Here is a 21647-nt window from a genome sequence, read left to right on the forward strand (position 1 = left end):
TGAAAAGAAAGAAGCTTCAGGAAATTCAAAAAAAAAGAGATGATACGTAAAACCCTACCATATTTGCTTTTAAGGGTGAATTAAATCCCTCTGCAAGCTCTCAACCAATGCCTGCCAAACTACCTCTACCGCTTTACTTCTTATAGACCTTCCCAAGCACACCAGATGGATCGGTTGCAACTCAGGGCTTCTCCATTGCTGAAAGATAGACATCAACTTGCCCTCCGCTAATTCCTTGCGCACCAGAAGAGGATCAATCATAACTATACCTTGCCCCATTGTAGCTAATTCAACCAATGTACGGCCATCATCGACCACCATCGCCGGATCAATGGCAATGGTCTTTATTTCGTTACCCTCGTTAGAAAAGTGCCAGTGATCAATGGTTGTTGTTTGGTTACTAAACACTAAGCATTGATGCTGGCTTAAATCATCTGGAGAATTAGGCTCCCCCCAACTCGCCAAATAATCCGGGCTGGCAAACCACCCCCAACGCTTTTCACCTATTCGGCGCGCTACCAATGAAGAGTCCGGCAAGTGCCCCGTGCGAATGGCAATATCAACGCCTTCATCCAGTAAGTTCACAACCCTATCGCTTAAGTTCACTTGAAAAGTAATTTTTGGAAAACGTTGCTTTAGTAATGGTATGGATGGCAATAAGTACCGCTGCCCCATTAAGGTAGAACAACTTATCTTAACTCTACCAACAGCTTCATCCTGGTGGGAGAGGATCAGGTGTTCGGTATTGCTCATTAGCTGAGCCATAGTCTCCGTTGCTTCCAACAAAGCAGCACCGGCATCCGTAAGGCGCAATTGCCGCGTACTTCTATGCAATAGACGCTGATCAACAAACCCCTCCAGCTGTGCCAGCTTCTTGCTGACTGATGAGCGAGGTAAGCCCAGCTGATTAGCAGCCCCCTGAAAACTGCCTTGCTCAATGACTAACCGGAAGACGTACAAATGTCCCAAGTATTGATGTAGATGCTGCATTCTGCCTCATTGCTTCCAAATTAGAACCAAAGTGTTTCCCTAGTGGTGCCTTATTGATACCGGTCTAACAACATATCCTCCTAAGCCTAATCTTGGCAACTGCCATTCATTGCACCATTACAATTGCAAGAGAGGATCTATGGGACACCAGCAGAGAACAAAAACCATCGCAATCACTGGTGGCACTGCCGGTATTGGGCTCGCAACAGCTAAGCACTTTTTATCCGAGGGCTGGCAAGTCATCATCACGGGCCGAAATGCTGAAAAGCTGGAACAAACAGCCGAGGATATCTCGGGCCTCTTTGGGAGCAGCGGCCAGCTGACCTGCCACCTATGTGATAGCGGAAAACTCAATCAAATTGAGCAACTGGGAAAAAAATTACAAAGCGATGAGGTTAAACTGGATGCCCTTATCTTGAATGCCGGTATTTTCAAGCCTGGGATATTTGAGGAAACCGATGAAGCCCTCTTCGATCACACTTTTGATATCAATGTGAAGGGACCTTTTTTCACGCTGCAAAAATTACTACCGGTGATGAATAACCCCTCCAGCGTGGTTTTGCTTTCAAGTATTGCCGTAGAGAAAACCTTTTCGGGAACTTCCGCTTATAGCGCGAGTAAGTCTGCCATTGAAGGTTATGCCCAGGTCCTGAATGCGGAGTTAGCGGTGAGGGGAATTCGTATAAATAGCGTACGCCCCGGAATCACCCTGACCGAAATCCAGGAAAAAGCCGGCATGAGCCAATCAGACATTCAAAGTCTCTCAGAGAGTATGATGGTAACGCCACTGGGCCGGGCACTTGAGGTAGATGACATAGTGCCAGCAATCCACTACCTGGCCACAGATCACTCAGTCGGTATGCGAAATGCACACCTGAAGGTTGATGGGGGCTACTGCCTCTAACCGGCTTGAAAGTGCACAAGTGGGGGCCAAGCCCTCCACTTGTGCGAATGAGTACCTTTTGCCGAAGCTTTCTTGTAGTTCACCCCGGCACTCTTAAACACGGGAAATAAGCTACACTGCAAGCTCCAATGCAGCGCGATTACAATATGTAGCCCGCACAATCTCGCGGACCTCTACAGAAACCATCTCCACATCGGGTACGGCTGCACACAGTGCCTTGGCTAGTAAATGAGCCAAGTTTTGTCGCTGCTCAATACTTCTACCAGAAAGCAGACTGCATTCCAGGTGTACAAACGGTGCTGGTTCAGGTCCAACCAAATAGTGCTCGACAGGTAACAAACGAACTTTAATATCCCCCGGCTCAAAGAGTGCAGACTGATCTGCAGCGGCATGGATAGAAGTCAGTAAGCTATCAACATCTACCGACTCAAGTAGGTTAGAAGGACACTGGATAACACAGTGAGGCATAAATACTCCCAGGTAAATTTTGAAAGAAAAGCTACATGACCGGTGCGGGTAATGTATCCGCTGGCAGTAAGCGATTAATGCTCCAATTCAAGATATGGGACACCCAAAGCCCGTCGTCATCCACATAGATCCCATGCACAAAGCCAAACTGCTTCTGCCCCCGTCCAGGCTGGCCTTGATAGCGCATCTTGAGATCACCAGACAGGTCGTACTGTCGCACTTCCTCGGCCCGTGCATCTGTCATCCACAAAGCATCACCTTTGAGAAACAGAACATAGGGGTAACCTATTCCACTCCATTGAGTTAAATATTTACCCTTTGAATCAAAGATCTGTACCCTGCGATTTTCACGATCAGCAATATATAACTGCCCCTCAGAATCAATCACAATGGAGTGAGGGAAATTAAACTCTCCAGGGGCCTCCCCCTGACCACCCCAGGTGGTTACCAAAAGGCCATTCTTATCCAGCTTTACGATGCGGCTGTTGCCTTTATCCACCACATAAATAAATCCATTTCTATCCACCGCAACATCTTGGGGCTGATCGAACAGCACCAAGTTGTAGTCGCGATCAAACCAGCCTTGACTGGCTGCACCTCGCTTCCCCAATACCATGGCTACTTCGCCATCAGGTGCAAATTTCAATACCAGGTGCGTGGCAGTATCGGTAGTCCAAATATTGCCTTTATGGTCTATACGAAGACCATGTGGATTCTCAAACAATCCCGCACCGATTTCGCGAACAAAGCGCCGCTGTCCATCGAACTCCAACAGCGAATGAGACCCTCGGTGAAACACAACAAAGTGGCCATTCTCCCTGCGGACCACCCCCGCAACCTCCCCAAAGTGCCAACCCACTGGCAACTTAAAATCACCCCCCTTGACGTGAAATGGCTGGCTGTTTGGCGGTGCCTCGGCCAGCGTAAAGGCGCTGGGAACCAAAATCAGGCATAGCAATACAATCACTCTCATCAGAAACCCTTCTTAACTTGTCGATCTGCCAAGATATTGTGACTTTTTCCTATAAATGCGTTAATAGCATAAATTTGATATTCACTTTTTCCTGCCAGGAAATTATTGGAGGCTCCTTTGGACCGTTTCCACTTAATTCAGGTGTTCACTACGGTGGCGCGATTGGGGTCATTTACCCGTGCCGCCCGGGAATTGGGGTCCACGGTGTCTGCTGTGAGCAAGGCCATCCAACAGCTTGAGCAGCGACTGGGTACTCGGCTAATTCACCGTACTACCCGATCCCAAAGCCTTACGGATGCGGGGCGGGACTACCTGGAAACCACAGAGCGTGTCCTTAATGATCTTAGGGAAGTGGAAGAGCGCCTAACCAGCTCCAAAGGGCAGCCCTCTGGACTGTTGCGGATTACCGCCCCAACGGCTCTGGGGCAGTTCTGGCTGGCACCTAGGCTCCCGAAGTTTACAACTGAGCACCCAGATATCCGTTTGGATCTGATTCTGGATGATCAGCTTCGGGATCTTACCGGTGAAGGGTTTGACCTGGCATTGCGCTCCCAACCTGCGCAGCCCCAATCAACGCTCTACTCTCATCAAATCGGCCGGCACGATCGGCTCCTGGTAGCATCTCCTGAGTACCTGGCAAGGATTAAGTCTTTTTCCTCCCCGGACCAACTCAATAAATTCCAACTACTGTGTTACAAATACAGCCGCGATCCACTTTCCTGGACCTTTCAAAAGGGGCAGGAATCGATCACGATTGCCCCCAAGCCCTACTTTTCAAGTAATAACTACTATTCCCTCTACCAAGCAGCCCAGTCTGGCGCCGGTATAGCTTGCCTTTACGATTATTTGGTAGAGCGGGATATTACGGCGGGTAACTTGGTTCAGGTTCTGCCGGATTGGCAGCAATCAAGCAGACCACTTTTTGCGGTGTATCAGCAGAGAAGAGCCGCCTCCGCCAAGCTGGATGCCTTTTGGAGGTTTCTGGAGGAATGTTTTGAGAACAACGCCTGCTGACACTCCTGTAGCATAGGTGTTTGTGTATTTAGTTGGCGCTGGGGGGGCGAACCATCTCATTGGCAAGTACAGGGACCCCACTGTAGGTAGTTTGCAGCTCCCTGGTCACCACAAAACCATATTTGCGATACAGGTTTTTCACCGGGTCGTTGGTTTTGGCAACCTGCAGGTGTACAGCGCCACTGATTTCCCCTAACAGGTACTCCAGCAACTCCCGCCCTACCCCCTGACCTCTAAACGAAGGATGCACAAACAGTGCACGAATCTCATTCTTATATCGCGCACCATAGCCAAGAACATCACCTTTTTCGTACACATAAATATCCGACTCCATCAGCTGGGCCAAACGTTTTTGATCTTTATCCAGCGGCAGCAGATTGAAACTCCGGTTTTCAAACCGTAGCTCATCGAGTTTTGAACGGGCATATATATCCAGCACACTTGGATAGTCATTTTTATTGTATTTTCTAATCATTTTGAGAGTGAATCTGTACAAAAGAAGGCAAGTTCAAATTTATCTTCCTGATTATCAGTTGAAGTACGGGGGACAACAAGGACTATTCGCTACTTATTCCGTGACGTACATGAAACATTCGACTACTTATTAAAACAACTCCGAAACCCTATGTTGGATACTCGTACAAGTGCGCTAATTAAGAATTGATGAATAATTCTTCCTGGAGCTCAAAGTATTACCACTGCCTTCTCTTTTGTCTTCCTTCTTCTACCACTCATTTCGGCTACTTTTTCACTTCAACAACCAAGATTATCTGGGTGCTTTAGGTCGTAGAAGCGGCGATATCTTCAGGTAATCGATCTAGCGGCTCCTGAATTCGCTCAGTTAAGCCAAAGTCCTTGAGAATGCCATAAAGGGCTGGCAGGACTAACAGAATCAAAACGGTTGAACTACTTATCCCAAATACAATACTGGTTACCAGTGGAATCAGTATCTGGGCTTGAAGACTGGTTTCGAACATCAGTGGCAGCAAGCCGGCTACTGTTGTCAGTGAGGTAAGAAAAATAGCCCTGAACCGGTCGCGACTGGCTTGACTTGCCGCCGTGTGAACGTCCATTCCCTTTCGGACGCGAAGCTTCACAAACTCTACTAACAGGATTGAATCATTCACCACAATTCCAGTGAGAGAGACAAATCCCATCATGCTGGGCATCGTCATATTCTGCCCCATAATAATATGTCCCCAGACTACACCTATTAAAGCCAGGGGAATCGCCATCATCACAATTACAGGTTCGGTATAACTACGAAATTGAAGCGACAGTAGTAAATAGATTCCTATTGCCCCGATCAACAAGGCCTTACCCATCGATAGACCTGTAATGAGACTATTTTCAATCTCTCCCTTCATGGTTACCCTTAGGCCCGGAAATTCCTGCTCCAATGGTGCAAAAAAGTTCTGTTGGGTATCCAGCAGGATTTCACTGGCATTGGCCCTCTCTGTAAAAACATCTGCAAAGACCGTAACAACACGCTCACCATTAATTCTCTGGATACGCGCATAGTCCCGGTGCATTTCAATATCGGCAATTGCCATCAAAGGTACACGCTGTCTTGTCTCAGGGTGAATAATGACAAGCTCATCAAATCGTGACAGCGCACTGCGAGATGGCTCATCCATTCGAACACGAATTTCGTAGGTCTCTCCCTGATACTGCACTTCATCAATCTCTGTGCCCTGATAGGCAGCTCTCAATTGAGTGGCCACAACACTGGCATCAATACCAGAAGCATAAACCCCCTCCCGCATTCGGACCGTCAGCTGTGGCTTACCAGGACGCAGGTCATCCAGTACATTCACCACTCCTTCGTAACTGCGCAGCCAGTTTTGTAGACGTATAGATATTCCTTTTAGCTGATCAATATCCAGCCCGGCCAAGCGAAGGTAAATAGCTCGTCCAGCTGGACCAGGCGATGGCTCCTTATACAAAATCGCGATCGCACCAGGTATATCGCCAGCAGCCTTACTCCAGGCCTGACGTAACTCACTGATACTTGTATGGCGAACTTCTGCAGCCAGTAGGTCGACATTTATTGTGGCTACATGAGCTCCACTCTCAAAAGCATCGCCATTCACCCCGTAAGTAACACTAATGTGCTCGATAAGAGGCGCTACCTCTTTCCCTGAGAGGTTTTCAGCAGCTAAATACAGGGCCTTCTTCTGATACGCCACCAGATTTTCCATTTCTACGAGGGAGGTTCCTTGGGGCATTAGAATTCGGGCCTGTAGTAAATCTCCCTCCAGTGTAGGAAACCCTTGGAATTTAACTAACCCCGCAGGAAGTAGACTCACCGTAACAAAAAATAGTCCCACTACGCCGCCGACAAAAGCATATCTATATTCCACCGCTTTATCAGCGACACGCCCTACATACTCTCTCCACAACTCAAATCGCTGAGCAAAAGCGATTTTCCAGGCTGGTGGGTTTTCCTTGTACAAAAGAGCATGACGCAAATGGGCGGGGAGAATAAGAAAGGCTTCAATCAGGCTAACCACTAGTACAGAGATCAAAACAACTGGCAAAACTTTGAGGACCTGTCCCATATCCCCTTTGATAAAAGCTAATCCAGAAAAAACGATCACGGTAGTAACAAATGAGGAGATAACTCCCCTTGCAACACGCTTGGTTCCGATAACCACCGCCTGAAGAGGTTTACGGCCATCCCGGTATTCGGTAGCGATACTTTCCGAAAGCACAATGGCATCATCCATCAAGATGCCAATTGCAATCAGCAACCCCACCAAGCTGATCATATTGATGGAGATACCCAAAGCAGTAATCACAGCAAAGGCGCCGAGAAATGAAACGGGCAAGCCCATCACCACCCAAAACACATATCGCCCACTGAAAAACAAATAAAGGGTCAGCGCAACAAGAATAAGCCCTTGCCAGGCGTTGGTAATAATCATCCTTAAACGATCAGCAACAATTGAGGCGCTATCCTGAGTAAGAATCAACCGCATTTCTTCCGGCAAACGGGCATTTTCCGCCTGGACAAATTCGCGAACCGCTTCCAACACCCTCAAACTGTCATCCACGCTGTTTTTCTGAACAACAAGCAATGCGGCTCGCTGCCCATCAAAAGTGATTTTGTCCTCCTCCTTTTCAAAACTGTCGTGGATAGTGGCAATATCGCCCAATCGCACCTCTGCGCCAGACACTCCTTTGACAACAATAAGTTCTTCAAGCTCTGCTGCGGTGCGCCGCTTTTCGGTAAAACGAACCTGATACTCCCGATCAGGTGCAGTTACCTTACCGGCGGGCATATCAATTGCCTGCTTATCGATAATTGCGGCAAGATCGGCAACACTCAATCCATACTGTCGCAAATTGTAATCTGAAATTTCCACTTGCAATTGATGGTCTGAAAAACCGGAAATTTTGACAATGGGCACCAACGGATGACGAAGTAACTCTCGGCGATAGTGCTCGGCCAATTGGTTGAGCTGGATCAAAGGCAAATCTGCGCTTAGGGCAACACTCACCACCGGCTGGGTACGTCCCAGCTCTTCTATTACTGGCCTTTCGCTCTCAGCAGGAAGGGAGTCTATCGCATCTACTGCAGATTCAATGTCGGCAAGAAACTGCCCCATATCACCTGCTTCCTGCATTTTCAGTTTCATCACGCCAAGATTGTCTGCAGCTTCACAACGGCGCTCATCAATAAATGGGATGCCATCCGTTGCCTCTTCGAGGGGGAGACAGATACTGTCTTCGACCTCAGCGGTAGCTGCACCAGGATAAAATACTGAGACTTGTACTTCGAACTTGTCGATTTCCGGCATAGTCTCTCGCTTCATCGTCGGTAATACGAAAAAGCCAGCCAGCATTAAACCCACCATAAGCAAATTGGCAGCAGTTGGGTGGATCGCAAAAAAGCGAATCACTCGCCAACTTCCTCTGCTGCCACGGCTAGGTCTGAAACTCCCTTTTTGACATCGATGACAGATACTGCCGTCCCGCTGATTGCTGGGATAACATCAGTAGTTATCACCTGATCTCCAGGCACCAAGCCAGAGCGCACAACAGCTAGATCACCCTGGTAGTAGTCCACCGTTATGGTACGAATCTTCAATTGATTATTTTCAGCCAAGTAGACCCGCCCTTCATGCATGGCTCTGCGAGGGATAACCAAAGCTGGCGAAGGAGGTGCAATAAGCTTAATCCGGGCATACATACCACGAAATAGGGGCGGCCGACCCTCGGCTACTATATTTCGATAAGGGTTATCCACTGCGACCACTACGGATAGAGTTCTGCTTGTGGTATCCATGGTACCTCCAACTCTCACTACCCTGCCTCGCCATTCCACCGGTTTAATACCACCTACCAATCCAACCCTGGCCTCCAATCCCAATAAGGCATCTGAGAAGTCGTCAGGCGAGAGAGTTTGATCACTGGGAGATTCAATACTCCGAAAAAGAGGCACTATTTGAGCCATCGTCAGTTCGGCTGAAACCTCCACCTGATCCATCCCATAAGCGACAAAAAGCGGTGTCCCATGGGCAACAGACTGGCCAGCCTCCACATAGACATCACCGATCCGCACGTTATAGGGCAGGCTTATCCGGGTTCGCGATAACTGGTAGCGACTTTCACCAAGCAGCGCTTCAGCACGACTTATCTGGGCCTTTATCACCTGCCTACGAGTGAGAAATAGGGAGAGATTACCCTTTTGAAGTTCAACTTCTTGTCGCAACTTCAATACCCGTTGCTCCTCCGCATCAGCCGCTGAGCGAGAAACAATCCCCTTAACCGCCAACTGCTCTTTTCGCTGTAATTCCTGTTCCCCTAATTCCAGTGTCCTCTGAGCTATTTCCAACGAACGCTGGCTATTAGCCTTTTCAACCTCCAGTTCTTGCAATTTTGCGCGATAAACAGCCAAGTCACTCTCCGCTTGAGCAACGGCCAATTGATAGCTGGTTTCGTCAATATTTAGGATTGGTGCCCCGGCAGATATTATTGCGCCAGGTTCCAAATCAGCCGACACTGAAACCACTCGACCACCAACTTCAGAGTTTGCCTCAAGGATAAGGCTCGGCATCACCTCTCCAAAAGCAACAGTTTCAGCTCGAATAGGCATTCGCTTCACTTCGATGGCTTCCACCAGCAGCTCCGGAACTTGCCCTTCGTATCTTAGTGGTTTCTGTCTACTGGCCACCAGCGACATTGCCATTAAAATTCCACCAAGTATCAAAACGGGTAGCATTCGACGACGCTTTAGTAAGGCTTTGATTGCGCTACTTGTCATAGTTTTACCCATAAAGAACTGGCCGAACCAGACCTTAAAAAGCCTAGTTCCACTAAAACTCAGCAGTTGAATACTCTATTAAAGTTCGCAGAACGCACAACACCCTATAAAGCTTAAAGTAGTTACTCAATGTATTTATTTATCATGTAATCTGCGCCAACTCATATCAATCGACTATCAATATTGAATCTAATCCCACTTCGATTCGCTCCCCCCTTAAATTCACTGAACTATGCTTGGGCTACCAAATTCCGACCTAACTGACAGTGGGACAAAAATGGCAAACAATCACAAAGAGACATCAAAAGCGATACTGGAATTGTGGGGGGACAACTTCCCCGACAAAGCGACAGATTATTTATCACCGGATTATAAAAATCACCAAATGCCTTATGCTGGAGGCGACACTTCAGCGCTAACAGTACAAGGATGGCAGCAACTTGTCGCAGATTTTCACCAGGGATTCTCCAATACAAAGTTAGAAATTCTGCTGCAAATTTCTGAGGGCGATTACGTCTGCACCCGCTGGAGGATAACCGCCACCCATACGGGAAAATTCCTACAGTATGACGCAACAGGAAAAACCAGCAGTTGGACTGGCGTGCATACCGATAGATATAAAGATGGAAAAATGGTGGAAAGCTGGGTGGACTGGGATAAATACACTTTTCTGGAGCAATTAGGTTTAGTTGAATAGCCGACCACGAACCAGTCAAAGGTAGCCTGCACAACGCTATCTTTGACAACTAACAATATATCAATCTTTCTGTATCTACTTACGATAATATCTCTATGGCAAAAGTTTTATTGACTGGCTTTGAGCCCTTTGGTAACACACCGATAAATCCAGCTGAGTCAGTTATGCGTATGCTGGACGGAACACGAATAGCCAATGGTGATATTCATGGTCTTTTGATACCCAACAATTTCTTTGAAAGCATTGAAGTTGTCACAGATGCTATTGAAGAAATAGAACCGCAATTAGTGGTGATGTTAGGAGAGTACAGTGGCCGTGCAATCATTACGGCTGAGCGAATTGCACAAAATTATAATGACTCCACCAGATATAACCTGAAAGATAACCGGGGAGTTGAAATGCAGGGTGAGCCGACTGTACAAAATGGTCCTGTCGCTTATCACAGCACACTCCCTATCCGCGCAATGGTTATGGCAATGCGCAATATTGGTATTCCTGCCGACATTTCTGATACTGCGGGTACTTTTTGTTGCAACCATATGATGTATGGCGCGCTTCACTATATCGCAACTAATCAGCTGAATATCCCCGCCGGCTGGATACACCTTCCTCAGCTACCCCAGATTGCCGCACTACCCGAAAATATCGGCAATCCCAGCATGTCAAAAGAAACTGCCGCCCTTGGGATACAGGCTGCCATTGAAGCCGCACTAGCTAACCCGCGGGACACTGACGATCCGATCCCTTCTCACTTACAAATCTAATCAAATTGAACTGTTTAGTAAGGTCATATTCTTCCTGCTAGTAATTTTTATGCAATCAACATACAAAGAAGGAAATATCAACGAGATAATTCAAAGCACCAAGTAGATCAATAAATGCTCTTACCGCAAAAAAAAGGCCATATCGACACTATAAAACAACCCCTTCTAGTACTACTAATTTATAGCAACATCATCACTATATTTATCTCCTCCAGACAGACCCGACATCACAGCTACTGTGCCAGTCCAAAGAGTATTTCTACAGAAGAGACAATCAATGTCATTAAAGTGATGCCCCTTTTTCGCCAAGGTATCCAAAACCCACTTCAGGTTTACAGCTGCCATAAACTGTCTATTTCTTATGGTTAGAATACTGGGCGGCTGAAAGGACTGAATGCTATTTGCCTTGGCAACCATTCCGATATTATTAGCATTCTGAATTCTGCGTCTTCGACTATCACTATCATTGTGAGACATAATCGCATTAATCGAAGTATAAGTTTCATTGTTAGTATTGTGTCTATTAGTAGCGCTACTGGTATACTTCGTCAGGATGTAGTTAAAACAAGTATCATTTAAACCTAAATCTTCAACAGAATTGGCCCCCCGATCATAAAACCTCCCAAGTCCAGGATCATTCACACTGAATTTATCACGCGAGTAAAAATGCAGGTTAACATTGTGCTCTATTTTGAAACTGGATGTGGTTCTGCGATACCCGTGAGCAGTTACAATTAATCGGTTCGTTGTCATTCCACGAGGAGTCCACAACCAAGCACGACCATCAAGATCTATACACTGATAGTTCCCTGCCACCGCCACTTCAGAATCATCAAAGGTATGCCAAAGCGCTGTTGCCTTATTACCAAAATAATCCTTTAATGCACTTTTGACATTACTGAAAAACTCCTTTGCAGGCATAAACCCTCCCCAGCTTTCAAAGCCTAAGTTAACAAATAGAATTATCTCGAGAAAAATCGTATTCCACCCAACAGCCAAAGTAAATGTTTAAAATATGCGATTTTTTAATCAAAAATAGCTTTCAATAGCTACAGGAAATATGATCCGGAGTCTATCAGGCAAACCATTAGATACTCACTCTTCAGGAGTAGGAAGCAAAGAGTCGACAGTTAATATAAGTAATTTCGCGGGATCTGTTTTGGAGGGATTAATCGTACAATGCCCCTGCTGGTCAATAGCTATACCATTAACAGGCGTATCTCCCCCAAAATGAACATCTCCAGGCCTATATGTCACCTCAACACCGTCCCGAGTTGTCGTACGCCAACAGCCAGATAATGTAATAACCCATTGAGGGTTCGGAGTAGAGTGAAAATCGCTTTTCCACCCAGGAGGCAAAATTGCAAACTCACATCGAATAACTTTAGGCAAATCACGATAGTGATATTCGGGCACAGGATTGGAGTATTGAATCAATTCAAAATCTGAAAAATGTCCTACAGTGGTTCTTGACCTTCCTCTTTTATCATACCAAAGATGATAAAAATCTTGGCGAACGATTTCTTCTTGCACTACGAGTATCTCACCTCATCAGCAAAAGCTAAAAATTGCCTCATCGATAAATCACTAATTATCCATAGGTTACCCTAGTTTCAGACAATCCAGATCACCTACTTAGAAACTGTAACACCGAAGAATTTGTCTTCCTCAAATATTGATCTACAGACCACTTTCTGCCACCAGTTAACACGAAAGATAAGCAAATAAAAGCCCAAAAAAGAGGGTATTCCCACCCACCATAAACGGTTTGTATATTTCCACTAATATCTATACCACTGACATGACTTGCCCATGAAAAACCTGCGAGATAATGCCGCCCTTCAAATAATGCAATCATCAAATAAAGAGCAGTCCCAACAGCGGCAAACCGCGTAAACAAACCGAAAGTAAATCCAACAAATGCAGAGAACGCACAAATACCAGAGATAATCACCATAGAGGATGAGTATCCAATCCCCTCAAAATAATGAACAACAAAATTGTAAGCGTCTGCGCCCAGCAGACCAAACTTCTCAGCAAAATGATGGGTAAAATTGAGCCCGATATAAATTCGAATCAAGGCCAACTGTAAATCAGCTGCAGTCTCATAGCTTTCGTGCGTGCTCTGCTTCATATAACACTTCCTTAACACACAACTCAACCACAGCCATACCTTCCTTTTTAAGAGATATCATAAAAGGGTTTACAGTCATCTATAATAATAGGCCAAGCCCACCCCGTTGAACCGCAAAAATTGCCTAATTCGCAACACCATATATATTATTGCGGTAAACCAGGTTTACCTAAATGACAAAAGAGGCACTTCAAAGAATGCCCCAAACCTATTCTTCGGAGGAGGCCAGCAATTCATTGATGCATTTACACCGTAAATCCAATCTCACCGGCCTTTCTCTGAGTAAAGCCGCCCTATAAAAGCTGTAGGAAAAAGCTACTGCTCAAACACAGTGGATTTTATAGTAATTAGAGCCGTACCCATAAATATCAAAGCAACTCCACTCACAGCGTATACGTCAAACTTTTGCTGCCAAATAACCACAGAAGCTGCACAAACAAGAGCAATACCGACGCCTGACCAGATGGCATAAGTCATTCCCACATTCATATTTTTTAGTACAAACGCAAGAAATAGACTCGCCAGAGAATAAAAAAAGATAGAGGCCATTCCCAGCCACCACTTTTCCCAACCGTTGGAAGCCTTAAGTAGTAGGGTAGCTGTAACTTCGGTAATGATTGCAAAAAATAAAAACAAATAGGTCAAGTTCTACTCCATTAGAATTTATTGTAGTCAAATCACTTGATCAGCTAGATACTATCAAATTTATGACGAATAGCGCTATTGGAAAATAGCGGGGATTCTGCTATTTACTATGCGGCTGTACGAAATACAATGCTGGACTTTACAGTCAGCAGTCAGCCCTCTGGCTACCCAAGATAACTCATGTCTTCCCATTGACAAATCAGCAATAAAAGAAGAGCTAGATTTCAGCCCCGACAACTACCTAGCCTATCGATACCAATAGATCTAATTGTAGTATTACAGCTGTTTTTTATACTCCTCCAGAAACAATCGTGACTAATTTTACACTCATATTGGCCCCATACCAGCGATTACTGACTTGTTGAAAAATACTCAATGTGTGCAAATATTTATTAAACAGAGGAGTGCGGACCAAATAACATCTACCTCACGTAGCAGGCAAGTTGCATAGAGCAACAACTAAACGATATTTGGGATATAGGATTGAAATATCGTGAAACCGATACTTGGTATAATTTGTGTGGTTACACCCTATATCGCCAATGACGTACCCCTTTTTAGACCTGTGTTACTACAGGCATACAATCGCGATGATTACAAATTTCTCGATTTAGCGTTTAGAGCGCAAAACACTTCTCTCCCAAGCTATCGACAGAACAGTATTCTTCGTACCTACCAGCTGAAAATCGCATCTTCTTTTTTTATTAGAAAGGCGGCAGATAAAACACAGCCCCCCTACTTCACAAGGGTATTGAAGAAACTAAGTAGTATGGTCTCAAAATGCACTGGAATTGGTTGCTCAGAAGTTGGCTGCTCAAAATATCGCAGAAAGTCCTACAGAGATTTGAGGCATTACGAACATCAAATCCTTCCACAGATTTCATTACACATAATGATTGCTTCACAGGCAATCCATGTTCAAGCCCCTTACAGACAATCTCGGATATCGAGGCAGACCATCAGCAACAAATGAATGCACAACAAAGCGGCAATACTTATGCGCAATATTATAGTCCGTTCCGTAACGGGAAACTCTGACGACGCCTGGTCTGATTGGCGTTGGCAGATGCGCAATCGCATCAGTACATTAGATGGCCTGAAGCGATGGATCAATGTTTCTACTTCTGAATCCGACGCTATCGAACAGCTCAAGGGAATTTATCGGTGGAGTATTACACCCTACTACGCCTCTTTAATGGACCCTGACGACCCTAATTGTCCAATTAGATTGCAGGCAGTTCCCTCACTAGAGGAAACCATCGTACCCGACAGTGCAGACGTTGACCCTGTAGGTGATCAGTACTTTCGTAAAACCAACCGCGTCGTACATAAGTACCCGGATCGCGTCATCTTTCTGGTAACGTCTGTTTGCCCTGTTTATTGCCGTCATTGCACAAGGAAATTTCACACCACAACGGTGGGCCCGGAAAGTTATTTCGAACAAGGCGAAGCAACCAGCTGGGATGAGGATATTGCTTACATAGAATCACATCCACAGATTCGCGATGTATTACTCACCGGCGGCGACCCACTAATGTATTCCAACGACCGCTTGGCCAGACTATTGGAGAAGCTGAGGGCAATAAATCATGTGGAAATTATTCGTATTGGCTCACGCTTTCCCGTACTGGCCCCCCAACGTATCACCGACGAATTGTGCGAAATGCTCGCATCATTTCATCCGGTGTGGCTGAACACACACTTTAATCACCCCAAAGAAGTCACTGAAGAAGCCGCCGCTGCATGCGACCACTTGTTGAGAGCAGGCATTCCGGTAGGAAATCAAACAGTGCTTTTAAAAGGCGTGAATAACTCACCGGATGTTATGCGCCAATTGATGCTCGCTCTGGTAAAAATACGAGTTAGGCCCTATTACCTCTATCACTGCGATAATGTGGTCGGCGTCTCTCACTTTATGACAAGCTTGAAGGAAGGGCAGGCGATTTATGAGTCATTGCAGGGGCACATCACGGGTTTTGCGGTCCCTCAATATGTACTTACTACCGAGCTGGGCAAAAACCCGGTCATGCCCTACGAATATGTAAAACAAAGCGATATCGAAGGCGAATGGCACATTCGAAATTTCAGAGGGCAAACGGGTATATATCTGGAGTAACAAAGTGCTAACTACCAGAGAAGGCAATCATAAGTCACAGATTAATTGCGCTGATGCCTTTTGGATGTTCCTGAGATATCCAAAACACCAAGTATTTGGCAACGGCAGTATGCACCGCAATATATCGCAGAATTTTTCGGAACCCAGGATATCTATAGATGACTGCTTATAGCTGATTCCACAATGCGGTTGATCATGGCTCCATACTGAATACCCGCCAATTCACACATCACGGGCAGTTCAGAAACTTCAGGCCGCAAACCGGGTAGGACATTGACCTCCATAACCATGGGGGCCCCCTGTGCATCATAGCGAATATCAACTCGACCGCCATCACGACACTCAAGTACTTCCCAAGTCTTCTGGGCAATTGCTCGGACCTTTAGCGCCTGATCATCATCAACCAGCCGGCCGGGGAAAGCTCCATCATACTTGTAATACACAGGTTCATCGCCCAATAACTTTTCCATCACCCCAATGCACTCGGCAGTTGCACCCGTCCCCAAAAAGCCCACAGTAAACTCTCGGCCAGGTAGGAATGTTTCAACCAATACTGGCTGATTAAACCGATTCAAAAGGTATTCACATCGGTTTTTCAAAGCTGCCTTGTCGATAACTTTGGACTCAGGCGATACCCCCTTACTGGTTCCCTCCCTGAGCGGCTTTGTCATCAAAGGGTATTCAAGCTCCACTCGATTGACATCTGTAACGCTTCGAACAACTGCAAACTGTGCCGTTGGTATACCCATATCCCGCAATATGCGTTTGGTCATCTCCTTATTAAGGGTCACTGTGTTGGCAAATGGATCAGAAAATGTGTACGGTATCTTCCAGGCGTCCAACAAAGCGGGAACCTGAGCTTCGCGCCCCGTTCCATACATCCCCTCGGCAACATTGAACACCAGATCCCAGGTGTTACCTTCAACCAGTTGCTGCGCCAACCTGTGAATATTGCCGACCCGTTCGATATGGTGGCCTGCGCAGGTAAGCGCATCGTGAATCGCATCTATCGTCTCCAGGTAATCAAGTTCAGCGACGTCCTCTTCACTAAACCCCATCCCGAGATAATCATCACGAAGGTCGTAGACTATACCGATACGCATCAATCATGCTCCGCTGCCACTACACAATCTATCGAATGCTGGACTGGAATATTAGCTACGCAACTGATTTTCACTTTAACGCCCCCCAGCCCCTACCCGGAAAAGTGAACGTAAAAAAGAAGTTAATAACCTTCATTAGTACTGAGTTTTGGATAGGGTTGAAGTCGAAAGTACTTGCAAGTAACCATTAATAAAGACAACTAACCAAATGCCGTATTGCCCGTAGAGCTAATTAGCACAAAAGCTATCACGCAAGGTTCTTCACCTCGATTGACCCAATTATGAACTGTCCCCCGCTGGACAAGTGCATCTCCCGCAGACAGCTTCACAACAACCTCATCTCCCATTTCCATCTCGATATTCCCAGACATCACTACCGCATAATCAATGCTGTCAGTTTGGTGAGATCGTGGCGTAACTCCCGGCCCAAATTCTACGACCTTAAAAACCGAGCCTCCCGGAATCGTAGTTCCATCAAATTTTCTCCCGCCGTTGTCTCTACCATCTTCACAAAGCTCTACGGGCAAGTCCTGGGTAGTCCATAACTGCTGCTGAACCATATGAGGCCGCCAACTACTGGTATGCAAACCCTGATCATCTATGAGCACTACTGGCTTTCCCTCTGGGTCGTGCCCTGTAACAACTCGCCGGACATTCACACTCATCGCACTCTCCTCTCTCCTGGGAAGCAACCATCTAGTTACGGGAGAATATAGTTCAGCCAGCAGCTAGCCAGCTTACCGGACAGTGCTGGTATCACCGATGTTGCGAAATCACTATAATCGCGCCCATGTCTGAGTTACCTATTCACAGTATCCTCCCCGAACTGCTCCAGGCCTTGAGAGGGCATAGTAATGTCGTGCTCCAGGCACCCCCCGGAGCGGGTAAAACGACCGCCGTACCACTGGCATTAATAGATGAGCCTTGGTTGAGCGGAAAGAATATTATTATGCTGGAGCCGCGACGTTTGGCCGCTAGAACGGCAGCGGCGCGCATGGCTAACCAGCTGGGTGAGAAAGTTGGTGATACCGTTGGATTTCAGGTCCGGGGCGAGCGGAAGTCAAGCAAGAAGACTCGCATCCTGGTTGTAACCGAGGGAATTCTCACGCGCCTCTTACAGGCTGACCCTGAATTGGCATCCAGTGCTCTGGTCATATTCGATGAATTTCATGAGCGCAGCCTGCAAGCCGACCTCTCCCTCGCCTTATGTCTTCAGTCCCAGGAGTATCTTCGCGAGGATCTCAAGATTCTGGTGATGTCTGCCACCCTGGATACCAGCGGCATCTCCTCACTACTAAATAACGCACCCATCATATCCAGTGAAGGACGCAGCTATCCCGTCGATATTGAATACTTAAACCAACGAGAAGAGCCCGAGGACAAACGACAAATCCCAGCTTTGATGGCAAGTAAAGTTGTCGCATCCTTAGGCAAACAAGAAGGTAGTGTTCTCGCCTTCCTTCCTGGTGTCGCCGAAATCAAACAGGTTGAGAGCTTATTGGGGGAGCGACTATCTGAGGAAACCGAAAAGGGCCGCATTATTATTGCACCGCTTTTTGGGGATCTGAGCCGTGAGCAGCAGGATCAGGCGATAGCACCAACGGCACCAGGCACGAGAAAAATCGTACTGGCTACAAATGTGGCCGAGACCAGCCTGACGATTGAGGGCATCCGAATAGTTATCGACTCAGGATTAATGCGTGAATCGCGCTTTAATCCCAACTGTGGCATGAATCGTTTGGTGACAAGCTCGATTTCCCAGGCCTCAGCTAACCAGCGCACAGGGCGTGCCGGGCGCCTCAGCGCCGGCTACTGTCTGCGACTCTGGAGTGAGGGCCGGCAACGGTCATTGAGCACCAATAATACAGCGGAAATCACCCGCAGTGATCTGGCTCCCCTGGCACTTGAATTAGCCAAATGGGGGGTTACCGATGTCAGCGAGCTCAACTGGCTCGACACACCACCCCCAGGACCTATGGCCCAGGCCCAACAGCTCTTGCAGCAACTGGGGGCACTGGATGACAAACTGCGTATTACCCCTCACGGGAATACCATGCTGGCTTTTGGCGCCCACCCTCGCCTCGCACATATGTTAGTTGCCAGTGTCAGCTGGGGATTGCAGGAACAGGCCTGCCTGCTAGCAGCGCTACTATCTGAACGGGATATTTTTCGTGGCGAAGCCCGATGGGATAGGGACATTAGCAAACGGATTCAGGCTCTGCAGTCCCAAGGCAACGATCGGCGGGTAGATCGCGGTACTGCTCACAGAGTACGCCAGCAGTCTAAAACCTGGCTCTCTCAATTAAAGAAATTTGAGTCAAGTTCAAGTCCTGCACCACAGAGTATCGATCACTCCGATGAAACTGGTGCCCTGCTTGGACTCGCCTACCCAGACCGTATTGCGAAATCGCGCAGTGATACCGGCCGCCGGTTTCTACTCTCCAGTGGCCGAGGCGCACATTTCTCCCATGATGACGCCCTAGCTTTAAGCGAATACCTGGTCATTGCCGAACTGGATGGCCAGGGCCGAGATGCAAGTATCCAGCTGGCAGCAGAGATTTCCCTGCCCGCTTTGAAGTCGCATTTCGCCGCCCAGATCAAAGAAGAGATTTCAGTTCGCTGGGACGAGACTACCGGCCGCGCTGTCGCCCTACAGCAAACGCAATTGGGGGCGCTGGTTTTACACCAGCGGCCTGCAGCAGATATTCCACCGGAGACCCTCAGTCGCGCATTATTAGAAGCCGTACGAAAGAAAGGTCTCTCCTCCCTCCCCTGGAACACAGAAGCTAACCAGTTACGTTTTCGAGTGGAATTTTTGCGCCAAAGTGAAGAGTGCGGGGATTTTCTTGGCGACACTCGAGTACCAAACTGGAGTGATGAGGCTCTATTGGAGACCATGGAGGATTGGCTGTTACCTCATTTGCAGGGGTTCAGCAAACTTGAGCAGCTAGGGCAGCTTGACTTGCAAAGCATCTTGCGCGGACAGCTTGAGTGGGACCTGCAACAAAAACTCGATGACTTGGCCCCCAGTCACTACCTGGTTCCCAGTGGCTCCCGGATAAGAATCGACTACGGAGAAACCCCACCTGTTTTGGCTGTGCGCCTGCAGGAGCTATTTGGATTGGCACAAACTCCAACAATTCTAAAAAACCGCTATCCATTGATGATTCATTTGCTCTCTCCGGCACGGCGCCCCGTTCAAATTACCCGTGACCTGGTGAATTTCTGGGCCAATACTTACCAAGAGGTAAAGAAGGAGCTGCGTATCAAATACCAGAAACACTATTGGCCCGATGATCCCCTGACGGCTGAGGCTACTACTAAAACGAAGAAGAGAATGGATATGGGACGGTAGTTCTTTTTTTAGATTCACTGCCTCTGAGGCAGCAAAATTACTTTCTGGGCGGCGGTTAAGTTAACATTCAGCAACAACCGGATAGCATAAGCTGCCGCAAGGGATAGGAACTCGCGCCAATAGAGATAGTCTGAATTATTTTGGCCCGCAGCGACGCCCCAAAACCAGAACAAACTCTAACTCGTAGCAATGGAGATGTATTTTGCGCCGAATACTCTTAGCAGCTCTCAGCCCATTACTGATATTTGGCTGTAGCCTCGATGATCTTCCCGATGATTTGAATCAGTCAACTATCAAGTACGATAAGGAAATGCGTTACCTGGTAGAGGATATCAGCGCCTACGCCAAGGGCATCAACCGTCACTTTCTCATCGTACCCCAGAATGGGGTTGAGTTGATTACTACGACAACCACTACCACTGGTCCAGTCGATGAAGCCTACCTGGATGCTACAGACGGCATTGCACAGGAGGCCCTCTTCTTTGGCGCAAATGGTGTTGTCAACGAGCCCACCAGCGAGTCAGAAACCAAGCGCCTCCAAACTTACCTGGACTTGGCGAAAGATGAAGGGGATACAATCCTAATCACGGACTTCACCAATATTGAGCGGGATATTGATGAGTCATATGAGAAAAACGAGGAGGCTGAGTATATTTCTTTCGCCGCAGACGAGGAAAATCTAGACAGTATCCCCCTTTACCCAGATGAGCCCTTCAACGTCAACTCCCGGGATATTGATGACCTCGAAGAAGCCAGTAACTTTATTAATATCACCGACCCACTTGACTTTTCAACACCCCAAGCTTTTGTTGATGCCCTGAGTGAAACCGATTACGACGTACTCATTATCGATTTCTTCTTTAACGGTCAACCTTACACAGAAGAACAAATTGAGCAGCTCAGGGAAAAAGAAAATGGTGGGCGCCGCTTAGTGCTGGCCTATGTCAATGTCGGCGAGGCACAAGACGATCGCTATTACTGGAAATCGTATTGGTACAACACCCCTCCCGAATGGCTACTGGGGGAAATATCCGACGAGCCAGGTAATTACTACGTGAAGTACTGGCAGGAGGGCTGGCAAAAAATTATCTTCGGCAACGATGATTCTTATATTTATATGATCGTTGATGCAGGATTCGATGGGGCCTATATGGATGGAATCGATGCATTTGAATACTTCGATTCCGACGATGAGTAATCATTAGGCCCCAACGC

Annotated in this window: 19 protein-coding genes; 7 read left to right on the forward strand and 12 right to left on the reverse strand. The window is 47.1% G+C overall.

The window, feature by feature from the left end:
- Positions 1-69 precede the first annotated feature (69 nt).
- Entirely contained in the window at positions 70-990 is a 921-nt protein-coding gene (locus ACJJII_RS19185; protein WP_444917355.1) for a LysR family transcriptional regulator, read from the reverse strand.
- Positions 991-1129: 139 nt separating this feature from the next.
- Here ACJJII_RS19185 and ACJJII_RS19190 point away from each other — a divergent pair, with 139 nt between their 5' ends.
- On the forward strand, positions 1130-1894 hold the full coding sequence (locus tag ACJJII_RS19190; RefSeq protein ID WP_444917356.1) for an SDR family NAD(P)-dependent oxidoreductase: 765 nt from the start codon (positions 1130-1132) through the stop codon (positions 1892-1894).
- A 111-nt stretch (positions 1895-2005) separates the two neighbouring features.
- Here ACJJII_RS19190 and ACJJII_RS19195 read toward each other — a convergent pair whose 3' ends face one another.
- Positions 2006-2362, reverse strand: a complete 357-nt coding sequence (locus ACJJII_RS19195) for a 5-carboxymethyl-2-hydroxymuconate Delta-isomerase (RefSeq protein WP_444917357.1) — start codon at positions 2360-2362, stop codon at positions 2006-2008.
- A 31-nt stretch (positions 2363-2393) separates the two neighbouring features.
- Positions 2394-3335: a peptidyl-alpha-hydroxyglycine alpha-amidating lyase family protein gene (locus ACJJII_RS19200; RefSeq protein ID WP_444917358.1), complete on the reverse strand. Its 942-nt coding sequence runs from the start codon at positions 3333-3335 to the stop codon at positions 2394-2396.
- A gap of 117 nt (positions 3336-3452) precedes the next feature.
- Between ACJJII_RS19200 and ACJJII_RS19205 the strand changes: the two genes are divergently transcribed.
- Complete coding sequence (locus tag ACJJII_RS19205; RefSeq protein ID WP_444897553.1) at positions 3453-4349, forward strand: LysR family transcriptional regulator; 897 nt, start codon at positions 3453-3455, stop codon at positions 4347-4349.
- A 28-nt stretch (positions 4350-4377) separates the two neighbouring features.
- Here ACJJII_RS19205 and ACJJII_RS19210 read toward each other — a convergent pair whose 3' ends face one another.
- The 3 genes from ACJJII_RS19210 to ACJJII_RS19220 form a co-directional block, all read right to left on the reverse strand.
- Positions 4378-4824, reverse strand: coding sequence for a GNAT family N-acetyltransferase (locus ACJJII_RS19210; protein ID WP_444897554.1), 447 nt, complete (start codon positions 4822-4824; stop codon positions 4378-4380).
- Between the two features lie 304 nt (positions 4825-5128).
- Positions 5129-8254, reverse strand: coding sequence for an efflux RND transporter permease subunit (locus ACJJII_RS19215; RefSeq protein ID WP_444917359.1), 3126 nt, complete (start codon positions 8252-8254; stop codon positions 5129-5131).
- Entirely contained in the window at positions 8251-9618 is a 1368-nt protein-coding gene (locus ACJJII_RS19220) for an efflux RND transporter periplasmic adaptor subunit (RefSeq protein WP_444917360.1), read from the reverse strand. Before ACJJII_RS19220 ends, ACJJII_RS19215 begins: the two co-directional genes overlap by 4 nt.
- Before the next feature lie 277 nt (positions 9619-9895).
- On the opposite strand from ACJJII_RS19220, the gene ACJJII_RS19225 reads away from it, so the two are divergent.
- Both ACJJII_RS19225 and pcp read left to right on the forward strand, forming a co-directional pair.
- A complete protein-coding gene (locus ACJJII_RS19225; protein WP_444913560.1) occupies positions 9896-10315 on the forward strand; it encodes an ester cyclase in 420 nt (139 codons plus the stop codon).
- A 95-nt stretch (positions 10316-10410) separates the two neighbouring features.
- The gene (pcp, locus tag ACJJII_RS19230) at positions 10411-11079 is read left to right on the forward strand and encodes a pyroglutamyl-peptidase I (protein ID WP_444913559.1); all 669 of its coding nucleotides are present in this window, start codon (positions 10411-10413) and stop codon (positions 11077-11079) included.
- 174 nt (positions 11080-11253) lie between these two features.
- Here the strand turns inward: pcp and ACJJII_RS19235 are convergent, their stop codons facing one another.
- The 4 genes from ACJJII_RS19235 to ACJJII_RS19250 all read right to left on the reverse strand — a co-directional run bounded on the left by ACJJII_RS19235 (position 11254) and on the right by ACJJII_RS19250 (position 13858).
- Entirely contained in the window at positions 11254-12000 is a 747-nt protein-coding gene (locus ACJJII_RS19235; RefSeq protein ID WP_413665522.1) for a putative adhesin, read from the reverse strand.
- 174 nt (positions 12001-12174) lie between these two features.
- A complete protein-coding gene (locus ACJJII_RS19240) occupies positions 12175-12612 on the reverse strand; it encodes a cupin domain-containing protein (RefSeq protein ID WP_444917361.1) in 438 nt (145 codons plus the stop codon).
- Positions 12613-12706: 94 nt separating this feature from the next.
- Complete coding sequence (locus ACJJII_RS19245) at positions 12707-13213, reverse strand: DoxX family protein (RefSeq protein WP_444905513.1); 507 nt, start codon at positions 13211-13213, stop codon at positions 12707-12709.
- A gap of 315 nt (positions 13214-13528) precedes the next feature.
- Positions 13529-13858, reverse strand: coding sequence for a DMT family transporter (locus ACJJII_RS19250; protein WP_413665519.1), 330 nt, complete (start codon positions 13856-13858; stop codon positions 13529-13531).
- A gap of 997 nt (positions 13859-14855) precedes the next feature.
- On the opposite strand from ACJJII_RS19250, the gene ACJJII_RS19255 reads away from it, so the two are divergent.
- Entirely contained in the window at positions 14856-15974 is a 1119-nt protein-coding gene (locus ACJJII_RS19255) for a KamA family radical SAM protein (protein ID WP_444917362.1), read from the forward strand.
- Positions 15975-16126: 152 nt separating this feature from the next.
- On the opposite strand, the gene ACJJII_RS19260 is transcribed toward ACJJII_RS19255, so the two are convergent.
- Positions 16127-17077, reverse strand: a complete 951-nt coding sequence (locus tag ACJJII_RS19260) for a D-alanine--D-alanine ligase family protein (protein WP_444917363.1) — start codon at positions 17075-17077, stop codon at positions 16127-16129.
- A 200-nt stretch (positions 17078-17277) separates the two neighbouring features.
- Positions 17278-17742, reverse strand: coding sequence for a cupin domain-containing protein (locus tag ACJJII_RS19265; RefSeq protein ID WP_444897561.1), 465 nt, complete (start codon positions 17740-17742; stop codon positions 17278-17280).
- Positions 17743-17867: 125 nt separating this feature from the next.
- Here ACJJII_RS19265 and hrpB point away from each other — a divergent pair, with 125 nt between their 5' ends.
- Both hrpB and ACJJII_RS19275 read left to right on the forward strand, forming a co-directional pair.
- A complete protein-coding gene (hrpB, locus tag ACJJII_RS19270) occupies positions 17868-20432 on the forward strand; it encodes an ATP-dependent helicase HrpB (protein ID WP_444917364.1) in 2565 nt (854 codons plus the stop codon).
- Positions 20433-20634: 202 nt separating this feature from the next.
- A complete protein-coding gene (locus ACJJII_RS19275; protein ID WP_444917365.1) occupies positions 20635-21630 on the forward strand; it encodes an endo alpha-1,4 polygalactosaminidase in 996 nt (331 codons plus the stop codon).
- Positions 21631-21647: the final 17 nt, after the last annotated feature.

The organism is Microbulbifer maximicatervae (SeqCode) (assembly GCF_052467825.1).